Here is a 24,201-nt window from a genome sequence, read left to right as displayed (position 1 = left end):
GGATAAATTAGGGGATAAAAATGATTAATAACGTGATTCTTATAGCTTGTGTATTGTTTGCAACGATTCACTATTTTATTAGGCGAAAACATTATTCTGCTGAACAGATCGTAGATTTATACTTAGTCTATTTCCTATTTTTTACGGTAGGTCTTATCGGTTTAATTGGTTTTATCGGCCATGTATTCTTTCCTGATATGACCGCTAAAATGATTGGTTGGCCTACAGGCAGTCCATTTCAATTTGAAGTAGGGTTTCACGATGGCGCATGGGCATTGTTAGGGATCCTATCCTTATTTATTGGAGGAAAATTTTGGCTGGCTACGGGATTAGGATGGTCATTTTTTATAATAGGAGCTTTATATGGTCATATTAGAGATATGATTTTACATGGAAATTTCGCACCTTATAACGCTGGTATTATTATTTCAGAAATTATTATTCCAGTTGTAATCTTGACTTTACTATTCCTCAAGTTTGTTGTTATGAATAAGAAATAAAGTCTCGGCTTGGAAACTACATCCACCTGACTAGTGATGGTTGACCAGATTCGTGCAGCCTCTTTTGCCCTGGTCAGGTTAACGAACGTTGCGAAGACTACTAATGTCATTTAAAACATTAATATTTTTACTGGTTCTCTTATCCACTTTTGGCAGTGCGATTTGGAATATTCAAATAAAACAATCAAGTAATAATGTTGTGTTTGTTACGCTCATGGTTATACCTCAATTCATGGTAGCGGCACCTTTATTGTTTATCGTACCTTTGCTTGATTATGCGACTTTTAGCTTTGTTGTGATGAGTGCCATCGTGCAAACTGGCTATATACTCTTCCTTAGTAATGCGTATAAGCATGGATTAGTTAGCGCAGTTTATCCCCTTGCTGTAGGCAGCGCGCCCCTTTTTGCTTTATATTACTGGCATCATTATGTAGGATACCCCATTTCCACCCATGAATTTGTGGGGGTAGTTGTATTATCACTGGGTATCATCTCGTTTATTTTTACTAGGATAACTAAAAAATCACCGTTTTCACTACAAGGAATTGCCTATGCAATAGGGACAGGAGTTTTTATTTTTTCCTATTCTACCATCGATACGTATGGTATCCGAGCGGCAAGTAATCCTTTATCTTATATTAGTTGGTTATTTGTTCTTAAAGCATTTTTATTATTTCTACCCATGTTGTTACTCAAGAAAATAACATGGGAAACATTAAATCAAGGCAAGAAAAAATATATTATTGCTGGCTTACTAGCAGGTTTGGGCTACAGCATGGCAGTTTTTGCTTTTCTTCATTTTCATTCAGCAGTTATCCTCGGGTTACGCTCGACCTCAATTTTATTTGTATTTTTTCTCTCAATTTTTATCTTGAAAGAAAAGACTTCTGTCAGGACGCTTTTCGCAACACTGTTAACAATTACTGGGATGTCGCTTATTTTAGTAGGATAGTGCTTAAGCAATACTTGTTGGCCCAGCAGGAGTTTTTTGTTGACCTATTGTTTTACCAGCTCAAATTATGAGCATTTGTCGTCATCGAATTGAAAAATACGAAATTTAAACCAGAACATACAGTTGGGTTTTTATTAGCAGCTGTTGATGCTCAATTACGAAAGCCGGGCGATAACCAAACTATTGGAATCTTGCTATGCAAATCGAAAAATAAAGTCGTTGCCGAATATGCGTTGCGAAACATTAGTGCACCCATAGGCGTTTCAGAATATATCTTCTCTAAATCAATTCCCACTGATCTGAAAGGTAGTTTACCAACAGTCGAAGAAATTGAAGCTGAGTTAAATGAGTCGGTAAAAGAGGATTGATTGGTTCAGTGTATTGTAGACTTATAAAAAAATGCATGGGACAAAAGGGGTTAGTGGGACACCCATATTAATACTTGGTTAAAACAGTTCCCACATGATTTATTCATGCTCGGATTTTAGGGATTTTTTATTTTTTAGTGTTGTTGTTTCAATCAGTATCATTCAAAGCGACAATTTTCTATAAAGAAAAATGGTAAGTAGAGCTCCTATCGAGCAGATTAAAAATAAAGAATAATAGTTAGCTAACTGATAGATTGCGCCTCCTAAAATGGGTCCAACAGCCAAACCAATTGCGGAGGCATTAAGAACTCCATAACAACTACCCATCACATGAGGTGGTGTCATTTTAGCAAGAAACACATCATTCAATGGAAAAAAAATAACCTCACCCAGGGATAAAATCAGCATGGAGCTATTCAGTGTTAAGCCAGTTTGGGCAAAACAAAATCCCAGGAAACCTATGGCAAATAAGGATAACCCCGTAGATGCAAGTAACATATAATTGACTCTTCTAAGAAGAGGTCCAATAAAAATCTGCAGCAAAACACAGGTTATTCCATTGACGATTAGCATGTTACTGTACATCACAACGCCATCGTCAAATTGCTGCACAATATATTGGGCTAACGAAGAGGTTATTTGGGAATACAAACTGTAACAGATGAAACTAATCAGAAAGAGTCTTTTTAAAGAGGAGTTCGTGGCGATTAGTCGCAATGTACCCATGACGGATACGCTTTTTGAGCTATGAGAGTCTTTGGTGGTTTGATGATTTTTATTTTTTGACCAGAACATTAACAATAAAAAACCAGTAGAAAGATAACAGAATGCGATGAGCTGAAACAGCGGAGTGGAGTGTTCAGCAGCATAACGTGCGCCAATGAGTGGACCTAAAGCAGCTGCTAGATTTAAAACCGCATATCGCAAACCAAAAGCAATAGTTCTCTGTTGCTCATTGATGCTGGTGGCCAACAACGTTTTTGATGCAATATCAAAAATAGCTCGGAATACACCAATGATGATATTTAACACAATAAAACACACTAATGATTGACTTTGATAAAGAAACTCATAGGCAATTGCCGATCCAAATAAAGTCATGATGAATAATTGCTGCGGAGGGTAACGATCAGATAGGTGTCCTATGAATATGCTTGTCAGGCTATGACTTAATTGTCCTGATGCAATAATAACCCCTATAGAAATAGGGGATAGTGAAAAATGGTTCAAGTAAATTGCTAAAAAAGGTACGATCAAAAATTGCCCTAATTTTATGATAAAAAACGCGAATATAAAGAGAGAAATGTTAAAAAATGCTTTATCTGATCGAGTGGTGCTAAGGTACATAGATTCTGACATATTACTTCCCTAATCCTGGTGCACTTTTGTTGTTATTTGTACTTGTTCCATAGCGAAACGCACTGTAGAAATCGCTTCATCAATATCACGTCCTGTTCCTAAAATATATCCTTGCCTGGATTGAGAAGAGCTGAGTTTCCCAAACTTCTGACCTTTTTTCAGGGTACAATGAATACGAACAACTCCTGGTAAATTGTTTGCAGAGTCAAGGCCATTAATATCAAGAATCTCTTCAAATTCACGCGCAAAAAATAAAACAGCAGCAGCATTTTCTTCTTTATTTCTTGTTTTTTGACTTAATCCCAATAAATGGAGCACCGTTTCAGAAATGACATCCACTCCTGTGGTTAATTCGGTCAGCTCCCAAATTTGATCGCCTCCCATTCGGGTTTGTGATTCAATGATTTTTATTTCACCTTGGTGTACTTTAATTTCAGTATGCGCCGGGCCATTTTGGTGCTGAATAATATCTAAAAATCGAAGAATTATTTGCTGTATTTTTTGTTGTATTTCTGGAGTTAGGCGAGCAGGAGAGTAATGACCCAATTCAATAAAATGGGGAAATTCAGTTGTAAGCTTTTTAGTAATGGCAATGATTTGGTGTTGCCCATCCAAACTTAAGGATTCCACACTGTATTCTTGGCCTAAAAGATACTCTTCTGCAATAAGTTCTTGATTGCCATGCCGTATCGCCCAATTCCATGCATTAGTGATATTCTCAAAGGTGCCAACATAGCAAACACCTTTACTTCCTGCGCCATGAGCGGGTTTGAGGATAAAAGGAGCCTTTATTTGATCATAAAAGGTATATACGTCTTCTAAACTGGTACAATTTCGATAAGCAATAGAATTAAACTGATTTTTCTCTAGTAAACGACGCATTTTCAATTTATCGCGAGTATGTTCTACTGGAAATACGGCATTGCCTTTAATGTTCAATTGTTCAGCGATTAATGCTGCAGGATATAAACCAAACTCGGTAAAAGAAACAATCGCTCTAAAATGGTGAACTTGATGTAATTGTTTTGCCATTCGACTTAGTTTTGAAAGATTCTCATAAGTATCAACGAATACGATTTGCTCATCCAAATACGCGGTTAAAGGATCCTGTTGAGACTGGATTAGCATATATCGGATATTCATCGCCTTAAGTTTTTGTAACGTATGTTCTCGTGCGCCGATGACTAGTAAACAAGGAGATGGGTTTATATCATATGCTTCCATAGCGAATGCTCCTTAAAAATCGTTAATTCTTGTGTAATTTCTGCTACCGATTTATCTAGATAATAAGTGCTTAGTGAGGAGAATTCCTTTCCAGCAGGTAAACGACCAAGCCATTCAAGCGGTGTAGACTTATCCCGAATAAAGTTGGTTCCCCATGCATTTAAATCATTACTTAACATCTCTTGCAGAAGCTCTTGCTCATCAACAACATTTGGGCGGAGTAGTTTGCAAAAGATTTTTTGGATTAAAGGAAGATAAGCAATCTGCCGAGTTCCACCCAAGACTCGAATTTGAGGCATGAGGCATAAAACAAGAAAGCTTAAAAAAATATTGGGAATTAATTGACCATTAATGAGAGCCGTACGAATGGATTGATGCTCTAATGGTATTTTTAACTGTTTACTTACATTGGTTGTCTCTTCTTTAAGAACATTATCATCCACTTTTAAGGCACGTATCTTGCTGTCTCTAACACCCCAAAAAAAATCTGTTCCCTGTTTTAAGAACTGATGACTCTTCTCATGAATTAAGAGATTGACTAAATGTTTCAACTTGCTACGTTGTTTTGGTGAAAAAATAAGTTGATAAATAATTCCGTCCGGTTCACCTAAGTGTTCTGCTACTAAAAGTGATGTGAAGTTATCATTTAGGATCACTGGCTGGATTTCTTGGGCATGATCACACTGTGTGAGTAAGTTTCGATTCGATAAGGTGAATGCTGGAATAAATCCCTCATATTCTTTGGAGTCAATTGATGTGAGTAATTTTTCTATTCCTTTTTGTTCACAAGAATCCGATTGAGTCAAATATTGGGAGAAATTATCAATGCAATAAGTTAATCCAGGGTAGGATGAACAAACACTCAGTTTGGACATCTGTTTAGGTGTCAAAGCAAATAAATTAATCACTTCTTGTTTTAGGTTAAGCCATCCTGGTCCTTGCTGCTTACTCCATTGCAGCGTACGTGTGACGCTATTTAAAATAAACATATGGTTTAGCTGATGGTATTGACTTCCCATCCAACTCATCAAGACTGCATTAAAGTCAGTTTTATTGGTGTACAACTGACAATGGGGTCCAGTTTGCAAAATGGGATAGCGGTCAAATTCAGAAAAAGCACGTTCAAAATTAATGGATTGTAACCCAAGGAAAAGCTTCAATGCTGAATAGAACTTTGTTCTTGATTGACGTGCTATTGGGCTTACACAAGAAATCGGTTTTTGCCAAATTTGTTTTATATAGCAAGACAGAGTCTCGTTCCAATTAGTTTTTAAATCACTTATAACGCTAGGGCAAATGGTTTCCATGGCTCTTGCAATGGGGAATAAATCGAGTTTTTTCATGCTAATTAACCCCAGATATTTTGAGCAACGTGATAAAAGGGATCAAACACGTGAGCGAATCGTATTTGAGAGTAGTCTTGGAGCTTTTTAAGTAGGATATGGAGTTCTGCGCAAGCAATAATAAATTGATGTTCTGGAAATTGGCTTATAAATTCTAAAAAATCATCCAGAAGCCTCGCATTCACCTGATTGTCCTTCACTGCTTTAATCAGGGAATTTAGTTGTGTTTGCGCCTCATTACCAACAAAAGTAATTTGCTGTGCTGCTTTTTCCCAAAGTGGATGACTCTCCAAAACCTGTGCCTCTTTGGCAGAAGAAGCGCAAAGAACGATAAATTGATTATTTTGTGCAAGCACATGTTCCAAAACTCGTGTTACCATTGAGCAAATTTTAGCCTGGTATTCAGGCAATAATTGAGGAAGTAATGTATGGGCCGTAAAGCAACAAATAACAATGCAGTCGACATCCATCTGTATGATATGGACTATATTTTTTTCCAGCTTTGCTAAGAGCTCCGCTTTACTTTGATTTACAGACATCAACGCTGTAGATTGAGTTTGCAAAGGCTCAGAATACAGATATACATAAGGAGGATGATACTCTTCTTTTAAATCATTCTTGTTGAGATAAGTGATATAAAGAGTTTCAACAAATGATGCAGAAGCTAAAGGTCCCATTCCACCGATAATACCTATTCTAATTGTTTTCTTATTCATTATGTTTAATCCATTAATTTATTACAGCATCCGCAAGGTCTGTTTAACTCAAAATGCGCTTTGACTTTGGTATAAGCGTTGTATCCTACTCGTGCAATCACATTGAGCTTGTTGGTATCGATTCGTTTATCCTTGGTTAGAATGTCAGGATTAAGATGAATACCAACAACCTTCGCAATAACCATTCTGTTGATTAAACCTGAATCATTAGGTGTCGGTAATTGAACCGATTGGTGATAAATACATTCCAGACTAATAGGAGACCCTTTAACACGATAGGATTGAATAGTTTCTCCGGGCAAATGGCCCACCTCAGCCATTTGAAATTCATTAATTCCCCGTGAAAAATCTAGGGACGTAATATTCATTGCGTCCTTATTGATATAACTCACTAAATTAACAGTAAATTCTTTAGTCTCCTCAACGTTTTTTAACGTATCCTTTGCACCACCGCTACCATGTGAACCTGTTGTAGCAAACATAATCATTGGCGGGTCTTCACAGACGATATTAAAATAACTAAAAGGCGCTAAATTAGGATTGCCATCAGTATCTTTAGTGCTGATCCAGGCAATAGGCCTGGGAACAACACAGGCTTTAAAGAGTCCTTTAGGCAACTTCTGTGATGTGTGAAAAAACATGATTGTGTATTCCTTTATTAGAATGTGGAAGAAAGACTCTTCCTCCTACAGTTTGAAAATTCCTGAATGCCCATAAACTGGGGCTTACAAAGATGCGTTGGATCCATCGATAAGGACAACCTTGGTTGTCGTAGGTTGGCGTAAATCGCTCTCGCGCATGCAGGGTAAAACGATTATCCACATAGATTAATTTTCCTGGAGTAATGTGGATGACCTCAGATGTTTCTTTGACTGCCTGGTGAAAATGGGCTAATGCCATTTTGGCTGCATGATTGATTGGCAGTATCATATTCGAATAAAAGGCGACACTTATGCGAGGTTTATTCAATGCACCTCTGATTACAGAGCATTTTACCATTGCGTCATGAGAGAAAATTTCTCGCCACCGATAGGGGAGGTTTAAATAAAAATTCGCTCCATATAAGATCTTCAAATCATAGGGGCTTAGTAATTTTAAGGCCTTTCGAGTATCGGCGATGAATGTTTTTGTTGGTTCAATGGTTTCATCAATTCGAATACCTAGAAAGAATATACCGGATGGCGAATAATCATCCTCAGAAATATACTGTAACGCTGCATTTTCAATATGAAAATCAAGCTCTACTTCCGAACCCATACCCGTATAATCAAATCGAGTATTTTTCTGTGGGGTTAAATTATTAACAAGCTCCTTCCCCTCGAAATATATAGAGTAAGGCTCACCTACTAAAGAAGCAAAGGCGGTGATGATGTTTTCACTAAGAGTTCCTGATTTAAATAATTTTCCCGTTTGCTCGAAATCTGGGCTTCCATAAATGGCTTCATCGATTGGAATGTTGTTAATTACTATTGCAGAAACCAGTTTATCGACACTGCGTTGGATTGTCAGTGTATTAATTAATGTTTCGGGTAATACTTTGTATATCTTTTTCCGGAGCAATTGGATGTATTGCTCATCTCCAGATGGGTTATAGACAATATCCTTAAACGCCTGCGTTAGTTTTTGTTTCTCCTGAGTATTTAGAGTGACTTCAATGATGCTTTTTTCTTCCATAATAATTCCATATTTAATCCTATACTTCTGATTAAAAATCAGTCCTTTTCCAAAGTTATTTTTAATTGATAGATTTCATATCTAAATTTATAAAATAAGTTTTTTCTTAAAGGTTGAGCTCGATTAATTGAAACATCGAATATTAAAGAAAAAAATTGCTTTATTTTCATTTAAATTTAAGAGCCTAATAATAATCAAATTAATTAAAAAAGGATCATAGTGGCGAATCTAATTTGTTGACATGCCTTATTTTGTGGAACTAAAATCGGAGGTTTTTTACAAGATCATACTAGAACGTGACTTCATTTGGTTCAAGGCAAAAAATGAGGACACAACCTAAAATACAGGATGTTGCATTGATGTATACAGCGGTTGATGAAAGAAATGGATTGGTTAAATGTTTTTGGTCAGATATTCGTCATCGTTTTGCAAAAGTAGAGCCTATATTCACAAGTATCGTAGATCAGTTATCGCCGAATCAATCTTACCCTCTTTATATCGCCTATTATCTTTATGGTGATACCGATGCTGACACATGCAGCTCCTTATTTCCGAATATAAATGGAGACTACTACCGAATCACGGATCCCAATGTTCCACAAGATATTCTTCAGCATCTTGGATATAGCTTAAATGGCACGCCTTTAGGCATGATTCTTGAGAAAGAGCTTGAGTGTTATATTGATTTGAAAAATGAACAAATCACAATTCCCTGGCTTGTTTATAAACCTGGGGATATTTTTCCTCTCTCAACCATATTAAATAAAAGAAAGAGTCATGTTTATACGCCCAATGGATTGTTGTCTTCAACAGCCGGAGCGCGATCAACATTTATGTTACCTAATATAGGAGCAACTTTAAATCATTCAAATTTACAGCGAGATTTTAATATTAAAAGTCGACCAGCAAAATCGCTATATGAACATTGGCAAGTTTTTAGAGAGGTAGTCAATAGTAGGGTAATTTGTACTGATTGGCGTTGTTGTATTGTTTATTTCTCAGAAAATTGGTTAATTAGTTTGCATAATGATGCGGGTTGGAAAGCTTTAAAACAATATTTGCACGAATTGGCATGGTATCGATATGAGTATGAGCGAAACAGAATTTACTATGATATCACTTTTTCGATCATACAAAAAAATCGTAATTTAAAACCCAATCCTTACCTTGTCGATACAGCAAAACATCTATTTGCTACTGCTTTGGGGGCTGCTCCTGGTTATGCTCCTGCAACAGATAATAATGCTTTGCCGGTAGATATTTTGCAGCAAGTTTTTGTGGAGTCTTATGGCCTAAAAAAATATAGGCCAACAGTGATGCAACCTAAACATTTTAATTTTCAAACAGATTATTTCCCAATATATTATTCATTACAGCATCCTGCTACTCGTATATTCTCACCAAGATCACGTCTTGCCTCCAGTACAATAAATGAGGTACGCGAACTAGAGCATATCATGAATATTTTCATTGAAGAATTATCAAAAGATGGAGCGTTGTCTTCTGATACTGTTGTTGGGCAAATAGCAAAATTTGTTAAGTTCAGCTACTTTCATAATTCTATTGATACTCATAACATTCTTAGAAACTCTCTTGAGCTGCTAAATAGTGATGAGCGGTTTAATGATACTTTATTTCCACCTGCATCAGAAGCAATATTTGCAGCAGATGCTTCCTTCCTAAGAGGATGTGTTAGTATAGGTTCTGCTGCCATACCAACACAGAAAAAAACACATTATCCCAATGAACATGCTGCAATACCAAAGTAAATTTCCCCCCCAATTTTGATATATGATACCTCCTATGGCGGGTCCAATGACATTGCTTACTGCAAATGCAGTTTGAAATAATCCTACGCTTTGTCCCTTTTTCTGATTGCTACTTTGCTCATAACATAAAAGTTGGGCCGTAGAGATAAAGAGCATTTCACCAGTTGTCCAAATAATGCATGAGAAAATAGCCAGCACAAATATAGAAGAATAGCTTAAAACCAACATCCCTATTCCCATTAATAAAGCCCCAATTCCTGTTACTAATAATTTATTTTGCCCACCTACTAAGGTAGTCAATGGAGCTTGGAAAAAGACAATTAGAAAAGTATCTAAGATAAATAAAATACTTACGGCCCTAATACCTAAATGTGGAAATAACTTTTGAATATAGAGAGGATAAGTAGTGCTTAACTGGGCAATAATTAATCCAACAAGAAAAACACATGCAATAACCAATAATATAGTTATTTGAGACGCATTTGAATGCTCGTAGTAATGCGGTCCTTTGATTGGTAACAGTACAGTGGTGCTCGTATTTTTCTGAAATAAAAGATAAAGTGCAGAGCACAAAAGCAATAAGCTTGATAAACAAAAAATTGACTTAAATCCATAAGTAGTCATGCTAGCAATTAGAACTCCTGACAATCCTAATCCAAAATTGGCAGCAACATGTGAAATACTAATCGTTTTATACCGTAAATTTGTATCATTTCGACATAAGCTAAGCATCCATACATTATTGGAGGTTTTAAATCCATAAGCTGCAAATCCAAGCAAGAACATATTTGGGATTAATGCGAAGACTGAATGTAAGTAAGTTAAAAGAAAAAACGTTGTAGATTGCACTAAAAGGCTAGAGATTGAAATAAGATGAGGTGAAAACGTATCTGACAATTTACCAGTAATAAGTCCTCCTAAAACAGTACCCATACCATAACAAGAAAGTAATAATCCAGCCATGGATGGAGTAAACTGCCTAATAGTAACAAAGTAGAGCGACAGGAAAAAGCAAATACCAATAGTAAGCGTATTAATACAAATAAGCATAATACCCTGCCAACAATGCTTTGATAATCCTTTATAATTTGCTGCATATTTTCTAGCCAAAGTTGTTAAATAATCCGTCATTTACATTAATCCGAGTGTACTTAATATAGTCTCATTACAATGAGTTTTTTTTACAGGGGGAATATATAAGGTTGAAATAGTCGATAATTGAATATCCGGTAAATACTGTAACTGCGTACGGGTTATTCTAGGATTTAAACCAGGATATTGGGCAGCTTCATAGATAATAATTTCATCCATAGGCTTATAAAAATGCTGCAAATAATCCAATAAGAGCAAAATCCCCATTTTTTTATTATTTGTTGATTCATGGTCAATAATGCCTACCGCATCAATTTGCCACAAGATTAAGTGTGACGAAGAATCTAATTGTCGCTGGTGAATTAAAAAATCCGATGCTTCGAATGATTGACATCCTAAAGAGCCAGGATCTATCAATAAATCAGCAAAAAGACAAGCCTCTGCAGAAATAGCAGGTAAGATTTTTGCAAAATAACCTTTTTTTTGCGCCTGCTTAACTGCTTCTAATCCCGGTTTGGAAAAAACACTTGGATGACCATATAGGGCAAAGCATACATGTTTCTTTTGGTATAGATGATCTAAAACATAATTAGTAATACGCTGATAGGCTTCTGCACGATGAGAGCATGAGCGATATAAAAAGTCCAACGATTCTGTTTTCTGATTTTGCTTTTGTATCCATGACTTTAGAACAGGATCATTCACCAAATAAAGAACGATATCAGACTGTTGTATATAAGCAATTGTCTCTGTTGTTAAATGAGCGAAAAACTTAATTCCACATCCAACAACAACCAGTGAAGATGTATTTGGATTAATTTGCATATCTAATGCTAAAAGATCTAGAAGGTCTAGAGATCAAAAATTGTGGTTCTATCAGCAAGTATTGCTTTTTCATTGAAAAGGGTTTTTAGAAACGAGGCATCGTTATTAGCAAATACTTGCTGAATGTTAACATCTTCTTCTTTTAATAGCTCATCAAGATTTATTTTATGGTGAGTTGTGCTAGCCAGTTGTTCGAAAAGCGATATGATGCCCATAGTAGATCCCTCACGAATTAAATTTTGATTTTAGCATGGGGTTATAATAGTTTAAACCTTATCAAGTTTGATTTTGATTTATTATTCAAATTCTATTGGCATTTGATTAAAGGAGAGCTTCCTTCACTTAAATTGATCATCACTAAATTTTAACATTTTTAAAATTAGCCTATTTCAAAGTGTAAAGCATGATGTTTTTCTAAATTTATACCATCCATAAGGTACCTATTACATTTTCAAACCAATTCAGGTTTCTTATCCATTACAAGAAGTTCTTCTGATTGAATTAAATTATCAAGTAAACTACTAGGATCAGCGTGTATCATAGGTATAGTAGATTGCTTAGCGTGTATAAATCCATTTTCTTGACAATGTTCAATAAAACTAAATAGTTTTACAAAATATTCATCTACGTTAAGGAATCCCATCTTTTTGTTAAGTTCACCTATTTTTATTGCATTCCAGGTTTCAATTGCTTCTTCTAGTGTTCCTAGCCCACCAGGTATAACTATAAATGCATCAGCCAATTGTTGAAGCATTTTTTTACGTTCTTGCATTGAATCAACTATATAAAGCTCATCTAGAGTATCTAACGGCTTTTCTTTGTCTAAAAGGTGAGTAGTTATAACTCCTATTACTTTGCCCCCCAATTCTTTAACTGTAGTTGCTAATAAACCCATCATCCCTAGACTAGAGCCACCATAGACAAGTGTAAGCCCGTGATCAACAATTTCATGAGCAAGCTTATTAACAGCTTGTTTAAATGCAACATTGTTTCCAAAACTAGCTCCTAAATACACGCATATTGTTTTCATATTAAGCTTTCTTGCTGATTTTTTTGTATAATACAAGCAACAAGTAATGCATGGAAGGCGTAATAATTACGGTATATATTATTCCGCTATTCAACATAAATCTGTACATTCATTTGGTTCATTTTTTTATGTTGTTCATTTTTTTGAACGATCTATAATTATGAACAAAGGAAGGGGTATTGTGATGTATATAGATAAACTTTTATCGGTCATTGGGGATAGATCAGCGTTTCAATGTAAATTTGATGAAAAACGAAATCAATTAACCCTCCAAATTGAAAAGAATAATAAGCTAATCTATAAGCCCGAACTCGTTGGCAAATTAATAATTCGAATATTGGTGCCATCGTTCAATACATGCAACAAAAGCATTTTAATTAGCAACCACATAATATTTGGGAAGATGGATGGATAAATAAAGTTACAGAAACTCCGTAATTATTATGGCCTCCGTTTACATAAACTCAACTGCAATCCCATTAATCGAAGAATTATTTTAGCTGGATTTCCTGCTACAAGTTTATATAGTTCGATTATAGCCGGGAATATCACCCCAAACTTCGACACATATTCGACACGTAAAATTTAAGGTTTGATTGAATTTCACCAAAAACCAGACTGGGATTGGCTCCCCATAGTAAGTATATTACGAACTCAGAGGCGGGAGGAAGTGGTAAATTTTGGCAGGTGTTATTCGCCAATCACTGACAATCGAATAAAAATTACATGTTGATGTTTTTTGATTTAGATATTTCAATTAAGCTACAATTAGAGTAATTCAATTGCACCCATAGTAAAAAGGTACGAACTATGAAAAGCCCCTTAGAAACTATAATAGAGCAAGCTCAAATACCAGGGGTATCTGTAGCAATTACATCACCTGCTGGGGAGATCATGACTCAAGCTGTGGGTGTTACAAATAAGGCTGCGCCTCAAGCAGTAACTGATACCACTGTTTTTGAAGCTGCTTCGCTAAGCAAACCAGTATTTGCTTATTTGATTATAAAAATGGCTGAACGAGGGGAAATAGCCTTAGATAAACCTCTTTATGAATATTTTTCTGATCGATACACACTTGCTCTAATGTCTGAATTACCAGAGGGTAACCATGAGTTGGCAGAGGTTGGTAAGATCTACTTGAGCGAAGACAAATACATTGTTCGTGATCCGAATGGAAAAGTGCAGCAGGGAAAGCTTGACGAAAAAATTGATCTAAGCGATTTAACTAATAGGCTTACCGATCCAAAGCTTAAAAACAACATTCTAGATCTAACCTCAAAAAGGGGGCACACCGATGGATTTGGGCCTCTGGAAATGCGAGAACAGGAAAATTATAAAAAATTAACTGCTCGCATGATTTTATCTCATCAAGCTGGATTACCAAATGAATTTGATCCAGAACATGGAGTCCCGTTTGCTTATACTTGTCCTGTTGGTGAGGGATTTGATTATTCAGGGGAAGCATTTCGGTTTTTACAAGAAGTTGCGGAAAAAATCATGGCACCAAAGAAGCTCGAGGATTTAGCTCAGGAAGAATTTGCTAAAATAGGTATGACTCACAGCAGTTTTTTACCTCCAACTGGATGTAGTTTGGTAAAGCTTCCCGATATTGAAGGGGCCCTTATGCCTGAGCATCTTGATACGTTATTGAATAGTCAAGTGGGTATCATTTGTGCTGGAGATAAATTGTATGTGGCTGAAAGAAGAGAGGGTAGTTTGCATATCACTGAAAAAAATCTACGGCTTGATGAAGCAGAAAATCTGCAACTTGAATCAATGAAAGCCTCTATAAAAAGCTTACCAGGCACTATTTTTTCAAGACCTGCGGAGGCCTATGAATTGCCGCTTATCACATCTATTATTGGTCATCGTCCTAAAGATTGCGCAGAAAGTTTGGCAGTAGGTCATGATGATTCGGGGAGTACCAATCTACATCAGCGTTTTTATGGTGTGCACCCAGCCGGCTCTTTATACACAACTGCTACAGATTATGGGAAATTTTTAAGACAATGTACCACTGATAAGTTTGTTAGAAGAGAAATGTTTACTCCTGTTGTTCCGACCTTAACAGATAGAGATACTAAGGGTATTAAAGCTGGGGTCTCTTCCGACGTTTTAGGTCAAATAGCGTGGGGATTAGGCATTGGATTACAACAAACGCCAGATGGTCGACAGGTTGCTTTTCATTGGGGCGATAATCATACTGGTCGTAATTTTGCTGCAATTGATCTCTCGACTAACCAATCAGTGGCTTGTTTTACAAATAGTGCAGATGGCCCCTCTATTTTTCAAAAAATTGCGGAACCTGTGGTTGGCTCACTTACACCGGTCAGTCAATGGCTTTCGTGTCGCGAAGGTCTCACTTTTAACTCGTCAGCTAAATATAGAAGTGCTATGACGAGTATAAGAGGTAGTGAATTCGCAGCTGATACAACCTCGGAAATTATTGTTGGTACTCCTAATCCTTTAGATACAAAGCTAAAGCTTTAATTATCTAAAAAATTCCTTCTAAAATTGCATATTGCTATAAAATCAAGCTAGGGTATGATAACCAACAAAAAATGGGGGTTGAACACCAGCTAGGCTTGAAGCCTACTCTTTAAATAGAACCAAGAATGTAATCAACTCTAAAAAACCGGTACACTTTTCAGATCATTTTAATATTGATAAAGCAAGACTCAATGAACTGGGGGTTTTTGACCCTATATTGAATTTTGATACCAAAGTTTTTGTTGAGCCTCTTTTATTAAAAGATAGTGCAAGCGAAATAATTAGAAACTCCTACCAAACCTATAAAACCTTCTTTGCCAATCTGCTCCTCTTATTACAAAAATCAACCTACGTGGGGGATAAATGCTGGCGAGTAGCTAAAAGAATGGTGAGCTTTCCTGAATATCAATATACCTGTATTGGTTATAGCTCAGGCAATACAGAAGGACGAGGATCAGGTATCGAGTTTAATGACAAGATACTTCAAAGTGCAAAAGAGATTGTGGATTTGGCAGAGGGTAACCCCGAAATATTCTTGCTATTACCATTACTAGAAGATGGCATAGCTGGCGATAGAATCAGTGATATGGTTCAAAATATTATTGATGATGACATTTGTCGATACACACAAGAGATAATGGCCCAGCTTGATTTAAAAGGCAGTCGTAGCCATACCACAAGAAATCTTAATTCTTACAACCTTCTTTTTAATCCTTGTTCAAAACAACGGATTAAACTGGTTCCTTGCGATATTTTGTAAATCTGCCTGTTGCGGATAACGTAGACGCTATCGTTGAAGAATTGGCCGCTTATAACGAACGATTACGCGATATTGTAAACAGGGACATAGGCGATATTTGGCTTGAAACCACAAAGGCATATCGAAAAGAAATATTGCTAAAAGAGTTGAAAACAAACAAAGAGTTTTTTGTTGAAACCTTAACTGCTTTAAAAGCATATAACGTTCAGCCTTATGATTTAGAAAAGGATTATGAAGGGCTTTATAAATGGCTGAAAGATAGTCAAGAATTTATCAATGTTGAATTATCAAAGGAGGCCAAGAACTGCTCTGATGATCCTGAGTCACTAATGTTTGCCGTAACCGGTATTATTCATCACTTCAGGGATACCATTGAAAATAAAGAAATATGGCGAACATTCTGGACTCTGCACAATTCAGTGTATAAACATGTCAGAAGCCATTACTCATCTATGTTATTTTTTACTGTTTGCCGGGCTTGGTTAGTCTCACAGAATAGTAATATATCCATTAATTTTAAGCAGAAGGATGGGCACCTAACTCTTGAATTCACTATATCCGGTAAGAATCGTCTTATCCTTCACATTAAGCATGCTAATAGCACCGGTCTTGCTAAGGGTTATAAGAACGTATTAGAAAAATATCGAAACGTAAGGAATGAAAAACACTGTTATTTAATAATGAACTTTAAGGCTGAGCCCGCCAATCAATTAAAGGAAATCAGAGTTATCCAAAATCCCATATGCGAGATATTTGAAATCGATGTTACTAAAAGAGACGAAGAACAAATCGATGATCCCTTCAATCTGCCTGAGTTCGAGTTAAATTTTTTAGAATTTGAGGATATGGTGTTTGAAGACAGTTTTTACACACAAGAAAAGCGCAAAGGAGGGGAAAACTCATATCAGGCTTACAAGCCGCTCAGGGAGAAGGTAGAGGCCCTTTGTAAAGAAGAATTATCTAGCAAGGATTATTCTTCGGCAAGTCAATTATGCAACACCATCGCTAGTAGACTGGAGGCAGAGCATTCTGAATTATTAAGTTCATTTCCACCCTACAAGAACAACGATGCACTTGCAGGTAATGACTGGAAAAGACCCACCTTATATGAGTGGTGTAACAACCATTTTAAAGCGCTAAAATCTAAGCCCTGCTTAATCAAGGCCTGAAGCTCACTAGAACAGAAATTTGTGTTAACTATCCTCCAATATAACTAAATGTGATATACTGAAAGAGTATAAACACAAAAAATAGCATATGAAAGCGCTTACTTTTATCAATGAATTACGGAGTCAAGGTCGTTTTTCCTTTACCACTGCGGATGCAGAGAAGGCGCTCGCCCTCGAAAAAGTCCCCTGTTTAAACGCCTTACACCGCTTGAAGAAAAACAATTTGATAGTTAGCCCGGCAAAGGGATTTTACCTAATTATACCCCCAGAGTATCAAGTGTATGGCTGTTTGCCGGCAGATATGTTTATTCCTGATTTGATGCGTTATTGGGGTTTGCCTTATTATGTTGGTTTTTTGAGTGCTGCCCAATATTATGGAGCAGCCCATCAGAAACCACAGCGATTTCAGGTAGTCACATTAAAGAATCGCTCACCTATTCATTGTGGTCGCATACACATCGAATTTATTGCCAAAAAACAAATCGATAATCGATTGGTTAAAAAATTTAATACTTTGGCGGGGGTGATTGATGTCGCAACCCCTGAGCTACTGGCTGCTGATCTGGTCAGCTCGCCACAACATGCGGCTGGCATCAACAATGTAGCAACTATTCTCTCTGATTTGGCCGAAACATTAGATGCCAAAAAATTATTAGAGCTAATGCAGATTAATACGGAATTATTCTGGGTACAGCGATTAGGTTGGTTTCTTGAGTTCTTAGGTGTTGAAGAGCTTGCTAATACGCTATATACCGCTTTGGAGGGGAAAACATTACATTGGGTGCGTCTAGTATCCCGTGTACCGTATAACCCCATTGAACGTAATAAAAAATGGCATGTGATTGTCAATACTACGGTGGAACCTGACGAATGATCCCTCTCGCGCAAATTATCCAATGGAGACAAACTGCACCATGGACAGATGATATGCAGGTAGAACAAGATTTAATTTTATCTCGCGCTATTGTTGAAATTTTTTCTAATCCGTTTTTAGCTGAACAATTAGCCTTTCGTGGTGGCACTGCCTTACATAAACTTTTTTTCTCCCCCGCTGCTCGATACAGTGAGGATATCGACTTGGTGAGGACTTCCAAAGGGGGAATTAAGGAAATTATTGATGCGCTGAGAAACTGTTTAGAGCCATGGCTTGGACAACCCAAAACCCGGCAAACAGGACAAAGCTTCAAACTTCTCTTTTACTTTTCTCCAGAAATTTCAGCATCAAGCAAACAAAAGATCAAAATTGAAATCAATATCCATGAAAATTTTTCTATCCTCGATCGTTTAAGTAAGCCTTTTGCCGTTAAGTCTGATTGGTTTAATCAGGATGTAGAGGTTAATACCTTCCAGCTTGAAGAATTGCTTGCTACAAAATTACGCGCGCTATATGAAAGGAAAAAAGGACGTGATGCATTTGATTTATGGCTTGCGATCAAAGAACAAGAATTTGATCCGACCAAAACCATGGCTGTATTTTCTGAATATATGACTCGTGGCAACAAAACAATCACTAAAAAGTTATTTGTTAATAACTTGGACTTAAAGTTACAAGACTCTGCTTTTCTTGATGATATAGAACCCTTACTTGCACCTCGATTAAAAAATAATCACTCTCGCCCTTTAGGTTTTGTCACAGAAAGTGGTCAAGGTATCGCAACGGAAGGATGGAGTTTGTTGGATGCTGTTGAAACGATTAAATCTACACTTGTAGATCAGTTAGATTGATGATGCAGATTGATAAAATAATCACAGGCTCTAAAGCTTGAGGTCACAATCTGTTACCTCAAGTTTGAAGTAGTACCGTCTTTTATTGAGGTCGAAAATTTCGACTTCAATTGTTCCCATTCCTCAAATACAGATACAAATTTATTTATGACCACTAGAGGTCATAAATCATCTCTAGTGGTTGTTTATATTTTTATCAAAAAAACCGTTATCTTGAGCTTATACCGTTATAAATTGTATGAGCCATGTCAAATTTGACCGATTCAATTAAAGAATATTACGAAGATATCTCAGCAGGGGAAGCACAGCTTGCAGCAGATAACTTGGTGAACCTCTTTAAGGTTTTGGAACAAGTAGAAGCAAGAGTGGCTCAGTCTAAACAACATCATGAGCCTAAAAATGAAGATATCAGAAGTACACATTGAATTCATCAAGCCCCGCGATGGGTTAATTGGTTTCGCAAGTTTTGTTATTGAAGACAGTATTTATATTTCCAGTATTGCTATTCATAAAAAAATAAATGGTGATGGTTATCGCCTGACTTACCCCAGTAAAGGCAATTTCACCATATGCCATCCAATCAATAAGACAGCCAGCCAAGAAATAGAAACCGCTATTTTTAGCAAATTAAAAAATGTAATGAGTAAGGTGAATCAAAATGTTCAAATATTACAATCCCCACCTTGTTAAGCAATATCGCTCATATACTGTTGAGCAAATTTGCGACTTGTTCAAAGAGAAGAAACTCCATCCTCAAACTGTTAGAGACTGGGTAAAGTCTGATGATCTGGAAACCATTACCAGAAAACCTATCTTGATATATGGTGCGGCACTTAAAGATTTCCTGGAAAAAAGAAATGCCAGCCACAAGAAGCAGCTTGAGTTTAATCAATTCAAATGCATGAAGTGCCAAGAAATAATTATCCCTCAAAATAACACCATATCCATGTACAAAAATAAAAATGGCAGCATTAAAGCGGCGGCTACTTGTCCTGCATGCAATAACAAAATAGCTCGCTTCTATAAACAAAATGAGCAAGTGAAATTAGAGGAAATCTTCGTTATCAACGAGGCTCAACTGGTGACAATATGTAATCTTTCACCTACCGCCTGCAAGACTCACTTAAATAGCACAGCAAATAATGGTTCAAGTGAGCCATCTCTAATAATTCAAGATACCTCTTAATGTTCAGCCTAAAACTCATCTAACAACAAGCAATTATCATTAGTCGAGGGCATATGAAAAAGATCAAATACAACTCACAAAACGAGTTAATAAAAACCAAGTTTTTTGGAATGCTTGAAAACGCCAAAGGACGTGATCCAAAAACAGTGGATAGTTATGTTAAAGCCATTCATGAGTTTGAGGTTTATTCTAATTTTCTGGATTTCAAAAAATTTAATACCAAGTTAGCAGTGGGCTTCAAAGAATACTTGCCTGATAAGAAAAACAAACGAACTGGTCAAAATATTTCCAAATCTTATTTGCAGCACTATACATCTCAGCTAAGAGAGTTTTTCGAATGGTTAAGCAGGCAGAAGGGTTATGACCGATATATCCAATACGATGATGTACAATATTTCACTCTTTCTCGAAATAACCGTAATAGAGCGAGAGCTACAAACTATCAGGAGAGTTATACAATAGAAGAGATTATCTCGACTATACGTCAAATGCCTTCTGGCACCCCCATTGAAATGAGGAATAAAGCTATTATCAGTCTCACCCTTCTTACTACACCAAGAATCAGCGCCTTACAAACGGCGCGCATAGGTTCTATTAAATATTTTAGGGATTTCGATGCATGGGCTTTTGTACAAAATCCAAATTTGGTCAACACGAAATTTGCAAAACACATCACGGCATACTTTATCGGAAACATACAGGATTTATACAATAATGTGCTAGATTTTGTTGAGTTTCTTAAACTCCAAGGTTTTACAAAAACATGCCCTCTTTTTCCTAAAATAACACCTAGTTTTACCAAGGAGGGTCTGCAATGCCTGATTTTGGAAAGAGACTCTATCAAATCCCAATCCTCCATTAGAGCTATTTTCAAACAGACATTTAATAATAACGGGCTCCCATATCATAAGCCTCATTCATTTAGACATACAATCACGCGAAAAATGATGCGAAGTGATCGCGCGCCCTTGTTGATTTCCAATTTAGCTCAAAATTTAGGGCATGAGAAAGACCAGGGTGTCATTATTTCATGTTATGGTACCAGCCCTGAGCATGACAGAGCGGGTATTTTAAAGGCATTTGAGCTGGAGTAGTAGCAATTTTAAAGAGGTAATGAGTTATGAAAGCAGTAATATTCGCCAGAGTATCATCAAAAGATCAAGAAGATGGTCATTCATTGGATGCACAAATTCAATGCTGTTATGAATATGCCATAAAAAAGAATTTTAAGGTCATAGAGCAATTCAAGATTGTTGAAAGCTCCACCGCGACTGGAAGGCCAGAATTTTCAAAAATGGTCAATTTTGTTAAAGGTCAAAAAGATAAGATTATTGTACTTTGTTATGGTGTTGATCGGTTGCAGCGAGATTTTGACGAACAATACATCGAGTTGCAACGGTTAATTAAACAAGGTCGGATCGAGATTCATTATGCGAAAAGTGAATTTATTGAACATAAGGATATGGATAGTTCCGATAAATTTAGAAAAAATCTTGATGTGCTGCTTGCCAATGATTACCGAAATAAAATTTCAGACAATGTGAAGCGCAGTGCCAGAAAAAAGCTGGCTGATGGGACGATCCTTGGCGATTCACCTCTTGGTTACCTCAATAGCAAACGGATGGATAAGAAAAAAGAAAAAGTAAACGTTTATATTGATCCGTTGCGTGGAAGCCTTGTTAAAAAAATGTTTGAGGATTATGCCACAGGCATGTATTCAATGAACGAAATACGTTTGAAAATAACCGAGGAAGGACTGAGGAGTAAAAAAGGATGCCAAATAGGCAAAAGTCAGGTTGAGCAGATTCTACAAAACCCGTTTTACTCTGGGTATATGAAATACAATGACATATTGTACAAACATGTACATCCAGCGTTAATTTCTAAAGAGCTATACGATGAATGCCAATTGGTCAAGCATGGCAAAAGAAAAAGTAAGTCTAAACGAACACAAAAACCCTTCGTGTTAAAAGGATTATTAAAATGCCATCACTGCGGATGTGGTTATAGCCCTGAACTAAAGAAGGAAAAATATGTTTACATGCGTCCCACGAAAAGCAAAGGTGATTGCTCTTACTGCCATCATTTGAGTGAAGAAAAAATATTGATTCAAATAGAGGACGTTTTAAAAGGGATGAAAATACCAGACCATATTTTAGCTGAACTAAATACCGAGCTTAAGAAAAGCTCCGCTGCTGAGTATGAGCATCAGATTCAAGAAAGCAATAAATTACAAACACAGTATCAAACCATTCAGACTCGAATAAAAAGGGCTAGAGAGCTGTTTTGGGATGCTCAAGTCTCGAAAGAAGAATACGATGAGATGATCACAGGCCTACAAGCTGAAAGGCATAATGTAGAAGTTAGGCTGCAAAGATTAACCGAAGCGGACGATGGGTTTAATAAATCTCTATCCACTATATTTGCATTAGCATCTAAAGCTCATGATTTGTTCAAAAGTTCGGAACTTGAGGAAAAACGACGAATTATCACAATATTATTTCCGAACTTGGAAATGAACGCAGGAAAGTTAATGTTTACAACGAGGAAACCGTTTGATGTCTTCTTGAATATGCCACATCGACCTAAGTGGCTCCCCGGACAAGACTCGAACTTGTGACCTAATGATTAACAGTCATCCGCTCTACCGACTGAGCTACCGGGGAATAGGGTCGGAATCTTAAAACGATTCTGATTGGGGGTCAAGTAGATTTACTAATAATTTTTTAAAATTTGTTTTATATAGGGAGTTTTTCTTTCCTTGCTCTATTTAAAAGAGTTATTTATATCCCACATTTGCCTTGGGGCACCTTCTCCCCTGCGGGAGAAGGGTGATGGGTTTAACTACAAAAACGTTGTAGGCGGTTTAAGGCATCTTCTAATATGCTCATGCTGGTTGCAAAGGATAAGCGAATACAGCCTTCATTGCCAAATGCAGAGCCCGGGACTAAAGCCACACCCGCTTCGGTTAACAATTTTTCAGAAAATTCAAGGTCATTGGCATATCCACGTTTTTCTATAATGGCTTGCACACTGGGGAAAATATAAAAAGTACCGTCCGCTGGGATAACTTCTATTCCTGGGATTTCCTGCAACCGAGAGGCTACAAAATCATGTCGTTGATGAAAGGCTTTTACCATTTCTAATACACTTTCATTGCCACCCGTTAGGGCTGCTACAGCTGCTCTTTGGGCGATAGAGCAAGGATTTGAAGTAGATTGGGATTGGATGGTTTTCATCGCATTCATTAATGGAAGAGGACCTGCTGCATAACCGATGCGCCAACCGGTCATCGCATAAGCTTTAGAGACGCCATTTAATACAATGGTCTGATCATATAACTCAGGACATGCATTGAGAATATTGGCAAAAGGTTGGCTCCAAAGAATGTGCTCATACATATCATCCGTAGCAATAATAATTTGTGGATGCTTTTTCAGGACTTCAGCTAAAGCTTTTAATTCATCCAGCGTGTAGGCGACCCCCGATGGATTGGAGGGGCTATTTAAAAAGATCATTCTTGTTTTGGGGGTAATCGCTGCTTCAAGTTGCTGGGCATTAATTTTATAACGTTGCGCAGGAGTCGTGGAAATAATTACCGGAGTTGCTTCAGCGAGTAACACCATATCAGGGTAAGAAACCCAGTATGGAGCAGGAATAATGACTTCATCTCCAGGATTAAGTAGCGCTTGGCATAAGTTGTAACAGCTTTGTTTTCCACCCACTGAAACCAAAATTTGATTGAGCTGGTAATCAAGATTATTATCGTTTTTGAATTTATTTTTAATGGCTTCTTTGAGTTCAGGAATGCCATCAACCGCTGTGTATTTGGTGTACCCTTGATTAATGGCAGCAATAGCAGCTTCTTTAATATAATTGGGTGTGTCAAAATCTGGTTCACCGGTACCCAGATTAATAACATCATGCCCTTGAGCACGCATTTGGGTAGCCTTTGCTGCTACGGCCAAAGTAGGTGAAGGCTTAACTTTTTGCACGCGTTTTGCTAATGCGATATCCAT

General features: G+C 36.9%; 25 protein-coding genes and 1 tRNA gene. 14 read left to right on the top strand and 12 right to left on the bottom strand.

Annotated elements, in window-relative coordinates; genetic code table 11:
• Positions 1 to 20: 20 nt before the first annotated feature.
• From ACWTE2_RS24390 to ACWTE2_RS24380, 3 genes are all read left to right on the top strand, one after another.
• Positions 21 to 500, top strand: a complete 480-nt coding sequence (locus ACWTE2_RS24390) for a DUF6790 family protein (protein WP_182392068.1) — start codon at positions 21 to 23, stop codon at positions 498 to 500.
• A 103-nt stretch (positions 501 to 603) separates the two neighbouring features.
• Complete coding sequence (locus ACWTE2_RS24385) at positions 604 to 1,452, top strand: EamA family transporter (protein ID WP_454784791.1); 849 nt, start codon at positions 604 to 606, stop codon at positions 1,450 to 1,452.
• Between the two features lie 83 nt (positions 1,453 to 1,535).
• Positions 1,536 to 1,820: a PDDEXK nuclease domain-containing protein gene (locus ACWTE2_RS24380; RefSeq protein ID WP_454785022.1), complete on the top strand. Its 285-nt coding sequence runs from the start codon at positions 1,536 to 1,538 to the stop codon at positions 1,818 to 1,820.
• Between the two features lie 162 nt (positions 1,821 to 1,982).
• On the opposite strand, the gene ACWTE2_RS24375 is transcribed toward ACWTE2_RS24380, so the two are convergent.
• From ACWTE2_RS24375 to ACWTE2_RS24350, 6 genes are read right to left on the bottom strand one after another with little or no spacing between them, the layout of a single operon-like run.
• The gene (locus tag ACWTE2_RS24375) at positions 1,983 to 3,179 is read right to left on the bottom strand and encodes an MFS transporter (protein ID WP_454784790.1); all 1,197 of its coding nucleotides are present in this window, start codon (positions 3,177 to 3,179) and stop codon (positions 1,983 to 1,985) included.
• Between the two features lie 9 nt (positions 3,180 to 3,188).
• Positions 3,189 to 4,403 carry an ATP-grasp domain-containing protein gene (locus ACWTE2_RS24370; protein ID WP_454784789.1) on the bottom strand — a complete coding sequence of 405 codons (1,215 nt, stop codon included), beginning with the start codon at positions 4,401 to 4,403 and terminating at the stop codon, positions 3,189 to 3,191.
• The gene (locus tag ACWTE2_RS24365) at positions 4,385 to 5,746 is read right to left on the bottom strand and encodes a hypothetical protein (protein WP_454784788.1); all 1,362 of its coding nucleotides are present in this window, start codon (positions 5,744 to 5,746) and stop codon (positions 4,385 to 4,387) included. The genes ACWTE2_RS24370 and ACWTE2_RS24365 overlap by 19 nt, the downstream gene beginning before the upstream one ends.
• Before the next feature lie 5 nt (positions 5,747 to 5,751).
• Positions 5,752 to 6,462: an aspartate/glutamate racemase family protein gene (locus tag ACWTE2_RS24360; protein WP_454784787.1), complete on the bottom strand. Its 711-nt coding sequence runs from the start codon at positions 6,460 to 6,462 to the stop codon at positions 5,752 to 5,754.
• A gap of 5 nt (positions 6,463 to 6,467) precedes the next feature.
• Positions 6,468 to 7,103, bottom strand: coding sequence for a flavin reductase family protein (locus ACWTE2_RS24355; RefSeq protein ID WP_454784786.1), 636 nt, complete (start codon positions 7,101 to 7,103; stop codon positions 6,468 to 6,470).
• Positions 7,072 to 8,136 carry a Fe(II)-2OG oxygenase family protein gene (locus ACWTE2_RS24350; protein ID WP_454784785.1) on the bottom strand — a complete coding sequence of 355 codons (1,065 nt, stop codon included), beginning with the start codon at positions 8,134 to 8,136 and terminating at the stop codon, positions 7,072 to 7,074. The genes ACWTE2_RS24355 and ACWTE2_RS24350 overlap by 32 nt, the downstream gene beginning before the upstream one ends.
• Positions 8,137 to 8,459: 323 nt before the next feature.
• Between ACWTE2_RS24350 and ACWTE2_RS24345 the strand changes: the two genes are divergently transcribed.
• A complete protein-coding gene (locus ACWTE2_RS24345; RefSeq protein ID WP_454784784.1) occupies positions 8,460 to 9,905 on the top strand; it encodes a hypothetical protein in 1,446 nt (481 codons plus the stop codon).
• On the opposite strand, the gene ACWTE2_RS24340 is transcribed toward ACWTE2_RS24345, so the two are convergent.
• The 4 genes from ACWTE2_RS24340 to ACWTE2_RS24325 all read right to left on the bottom strand — a co-directional run bounded on the left by ACWTE2_RS24340 (position 9,816) and on the right by ACWTE2_RS24325 (position 12,852).
• On the bottom strand, positions 9,816 to 11,036 hold the full coding sequence (locus ACWTE2_RS24340; protein WP_454784783.1) for an MFS transporter: 1,221 nt from the start codon (positions 11,034 to 11,036) through the stop codon (positions 9,816 to 9,818). The two genes, ACWTE2_RS24345 and ACWTE2_RS24340, sit on opposite strands and share 90 nt — an antisense overlap.
• The gene (locus ACWTE2_RS24335) at positions 11,037 to 11,822 is read right to left on the bottom strand and encodes an SAM-dependent methyltransferase (protein ID WP_454784782.1); all 786 of its coding nucleotides are present in this window, start codon (positions 11,820 to 11,822) and stop codon (positions 11,037 to 11,039) included.
• A gap of 26 nt (positions 11,823 to 11,848) precedes the next feature.
• Positions 11,849 to 12,037, bottom strand: coding sequence for a hypothetical protein (locus ACWTE2_RS24330; RefSeq protein WP_454784781.1), 189 nt, complete (start codon positions 12,035 to 12,037; stop codon positions 11,849 to 11,851).
• A 236-nt stretch (positions 12,038 to 12,273) separates the two neighbouring features.
• A complete protein-coding gene (locus ACWTE2_RS24325; RefSeq protein WP_454784780.1) occupies positions 12,274 to 12,852 on the bottom strand; it encodes an LOG family protein in 579 nt (192 codons plus the stop codon).
• A gap of 810 nt (positions 12,853 to 13,662) precedes the next feature.
• On the opposite strand from ACWTE2_RS24325, the gene ACWTE2_RS24320 reads away from it, so the two are divergent.
• From ACWTE2_RS24320 to ACWTE2_RS24275, 10 genes are all read left to right on the top strand, one after another.
• Positions 13,663 to 15,342 (top strand): serine hydrolase domain-containing protein, encoded by a 1,680-nt coding sequence (locus ACWTE2_RS24320; RefSeq protein WP_454784779.1) that lies wholly within the window; start codon positions 13,663 to 13,665, stop codon positions 15,340 to 15,342.
• Between the two features lie 217 nt (positions 15,343 to 15,559).
• Positions 15,560 to 16,102 carry a hypothetical protein gene (locus ACWTE2_RS24315; protein ID WP_454784778.1) on the top strand — a complete coding sequence of 181 codons (543 nt, stop codon included), beginning with the start codon at positions 15,560 to 15,562 and terminating at the stop codon, positions 16,100 to 16,102.
• Positions 16,087 to 17,271 carry a hypothetical protein gene (locus ACWTE2_RS24310; protein WP_454784777.1) on the top strand — a complete coding sequence of 395 codons (1,185 nt, stop codon included), beginning with the start codon at positions 16,087 to 16,089 and terminating at the stop codon, positions 17,269 to 17,271. Before ACWTE2_RS24315 ends, ACWTE2_RS24310 begins: the two co-directional genes overlap by 16 nt.
• A gap of 88 nt (positions 17,272 to 17,359) precedes the next feature.
• The gene (locus ACWTE2_RS24305; protein WP_454784776.1) at positions 17,360 to 18,145 is read left to right on the top strand and encodes a type IV toxin-antitoxin system AbiEi family antitoxin domain-containing protein; all 786 of its coding nucleotides are present in this window, start codon (positions 17,360 to 17,362) and stop codon (positions 18,143 to 18,145) included.
• Positions 18,142 to 18,996, top strand: coding sequence for a nucleotidyl transferase AbiEii/AbiGii toxin family protein (locus ACWTE2_RS24300; protein WP_454784775.1), 855 nt, complete (start codon positions 18,142 to 18,144; stop codon positions 18,994 to 18,996). Before ACWTE2_RS24305 ends, ACWTE2_RS24300 begins: the two co-directional genes overlap by 4 nt.
• 245 nt (positions 18,997 to 19,241) lie before the next feature.
• Positions 19,242 to 19,421 (top strand): hypothetical protein, encoded by a 180-nt coding sequence (locus tag ACWTE2_RS24295; RefSeq protein ID WP_454784774.1) that lies wholly within the window; start codon positions 19,242 to 19,244, stop codon positions 19,419 to 19,421.
• A complete protein-coding gene (locus tag ACWTE2_RS24290; protein ID WP_454784773.1) occupies positions 19,396 to 19,686 on the top strand; it encodes a septation protein SpoVG family protein in 291 nt (96 codons plus the stop codon). Before ACWTE2_RS24295 ends, ACWTE2_RS24290 begins: the two co-directional genes overlap by 26 nt.
• Positions 19,655 to 20,182, top strand: a complete 528-nt coding sequence (locus ACWTE2_RS24285) for a helix-turn-helix domain-containing protein (RefSeq protein ID WP_454784772.1) — start codon at positions 19,655 to 19,657, stop codon at positions 20,180 to 20,182. Before ACWTE2_RS24290 ends, ACWTE2_RS24285 begins: the two co-directional genes overlap by 32 nt.
• 53 nt (positions 20,183 to 20,235) lie before the next feature.
• Positions 20,236 to 21,276: a tyrosine-type recombinase/integrase gene (locus ACWTE2_RS24280; protein ID WP_454784771.1), complete on the top strand. Its 1,041-nt coding sequence runs from the start codon at positions 20,236 to 20,238 to the stop codon at positions 21,274 to 21,276.
• Positions 21,277 to 21,302: 26 nt separating this feature from the next.
• On the top strand, positions 21,303 to 22,802 hold the full coding sequence (locus tag ACWTE2_RS24275; protein WP_454784770.1) for a recombinase family protein: 1,500 nt from the start codon (positions 21,303 to 21,305) through the stop codon (positions 22,800 to 22,802).
• On the opposite strand, the gene ACWTE2_RS24270 is transcribed toward ACWTE2_RS24275, so the two are convergent.
• A tRNA-Asn gene (locus tag ACWTE2_RS24270) sits at positions 22,773 to 22,848 on the bottom strand. The two genes, ACWTE2_RS24275 and ACWTE2_RS24270, sit on opposite strands and share 30 nt — an antisense overlap.
• Before the next feature lie 174 nt (positions 22,849 to 23,022).
• Positions 23,023 to 24,201 (bottom strand): pyridoxal phosphate-dependent aminotransferase, encoded by a 1,179-nt coding sequence (locus tag ACWTE2_RS24265; protein WP_454784769.1) that lies wholly within the window; start codon positions 24,199 to 24,201, stop codon positions 23,023 to 23,025.

This window comes from Legionella nigrisilvae (assembly GCF_977063395.2).
Note: the sequence above shows the minus strand (reverse complement) of the source record. Positions and strands in the feature narration are given on the sequence as shown.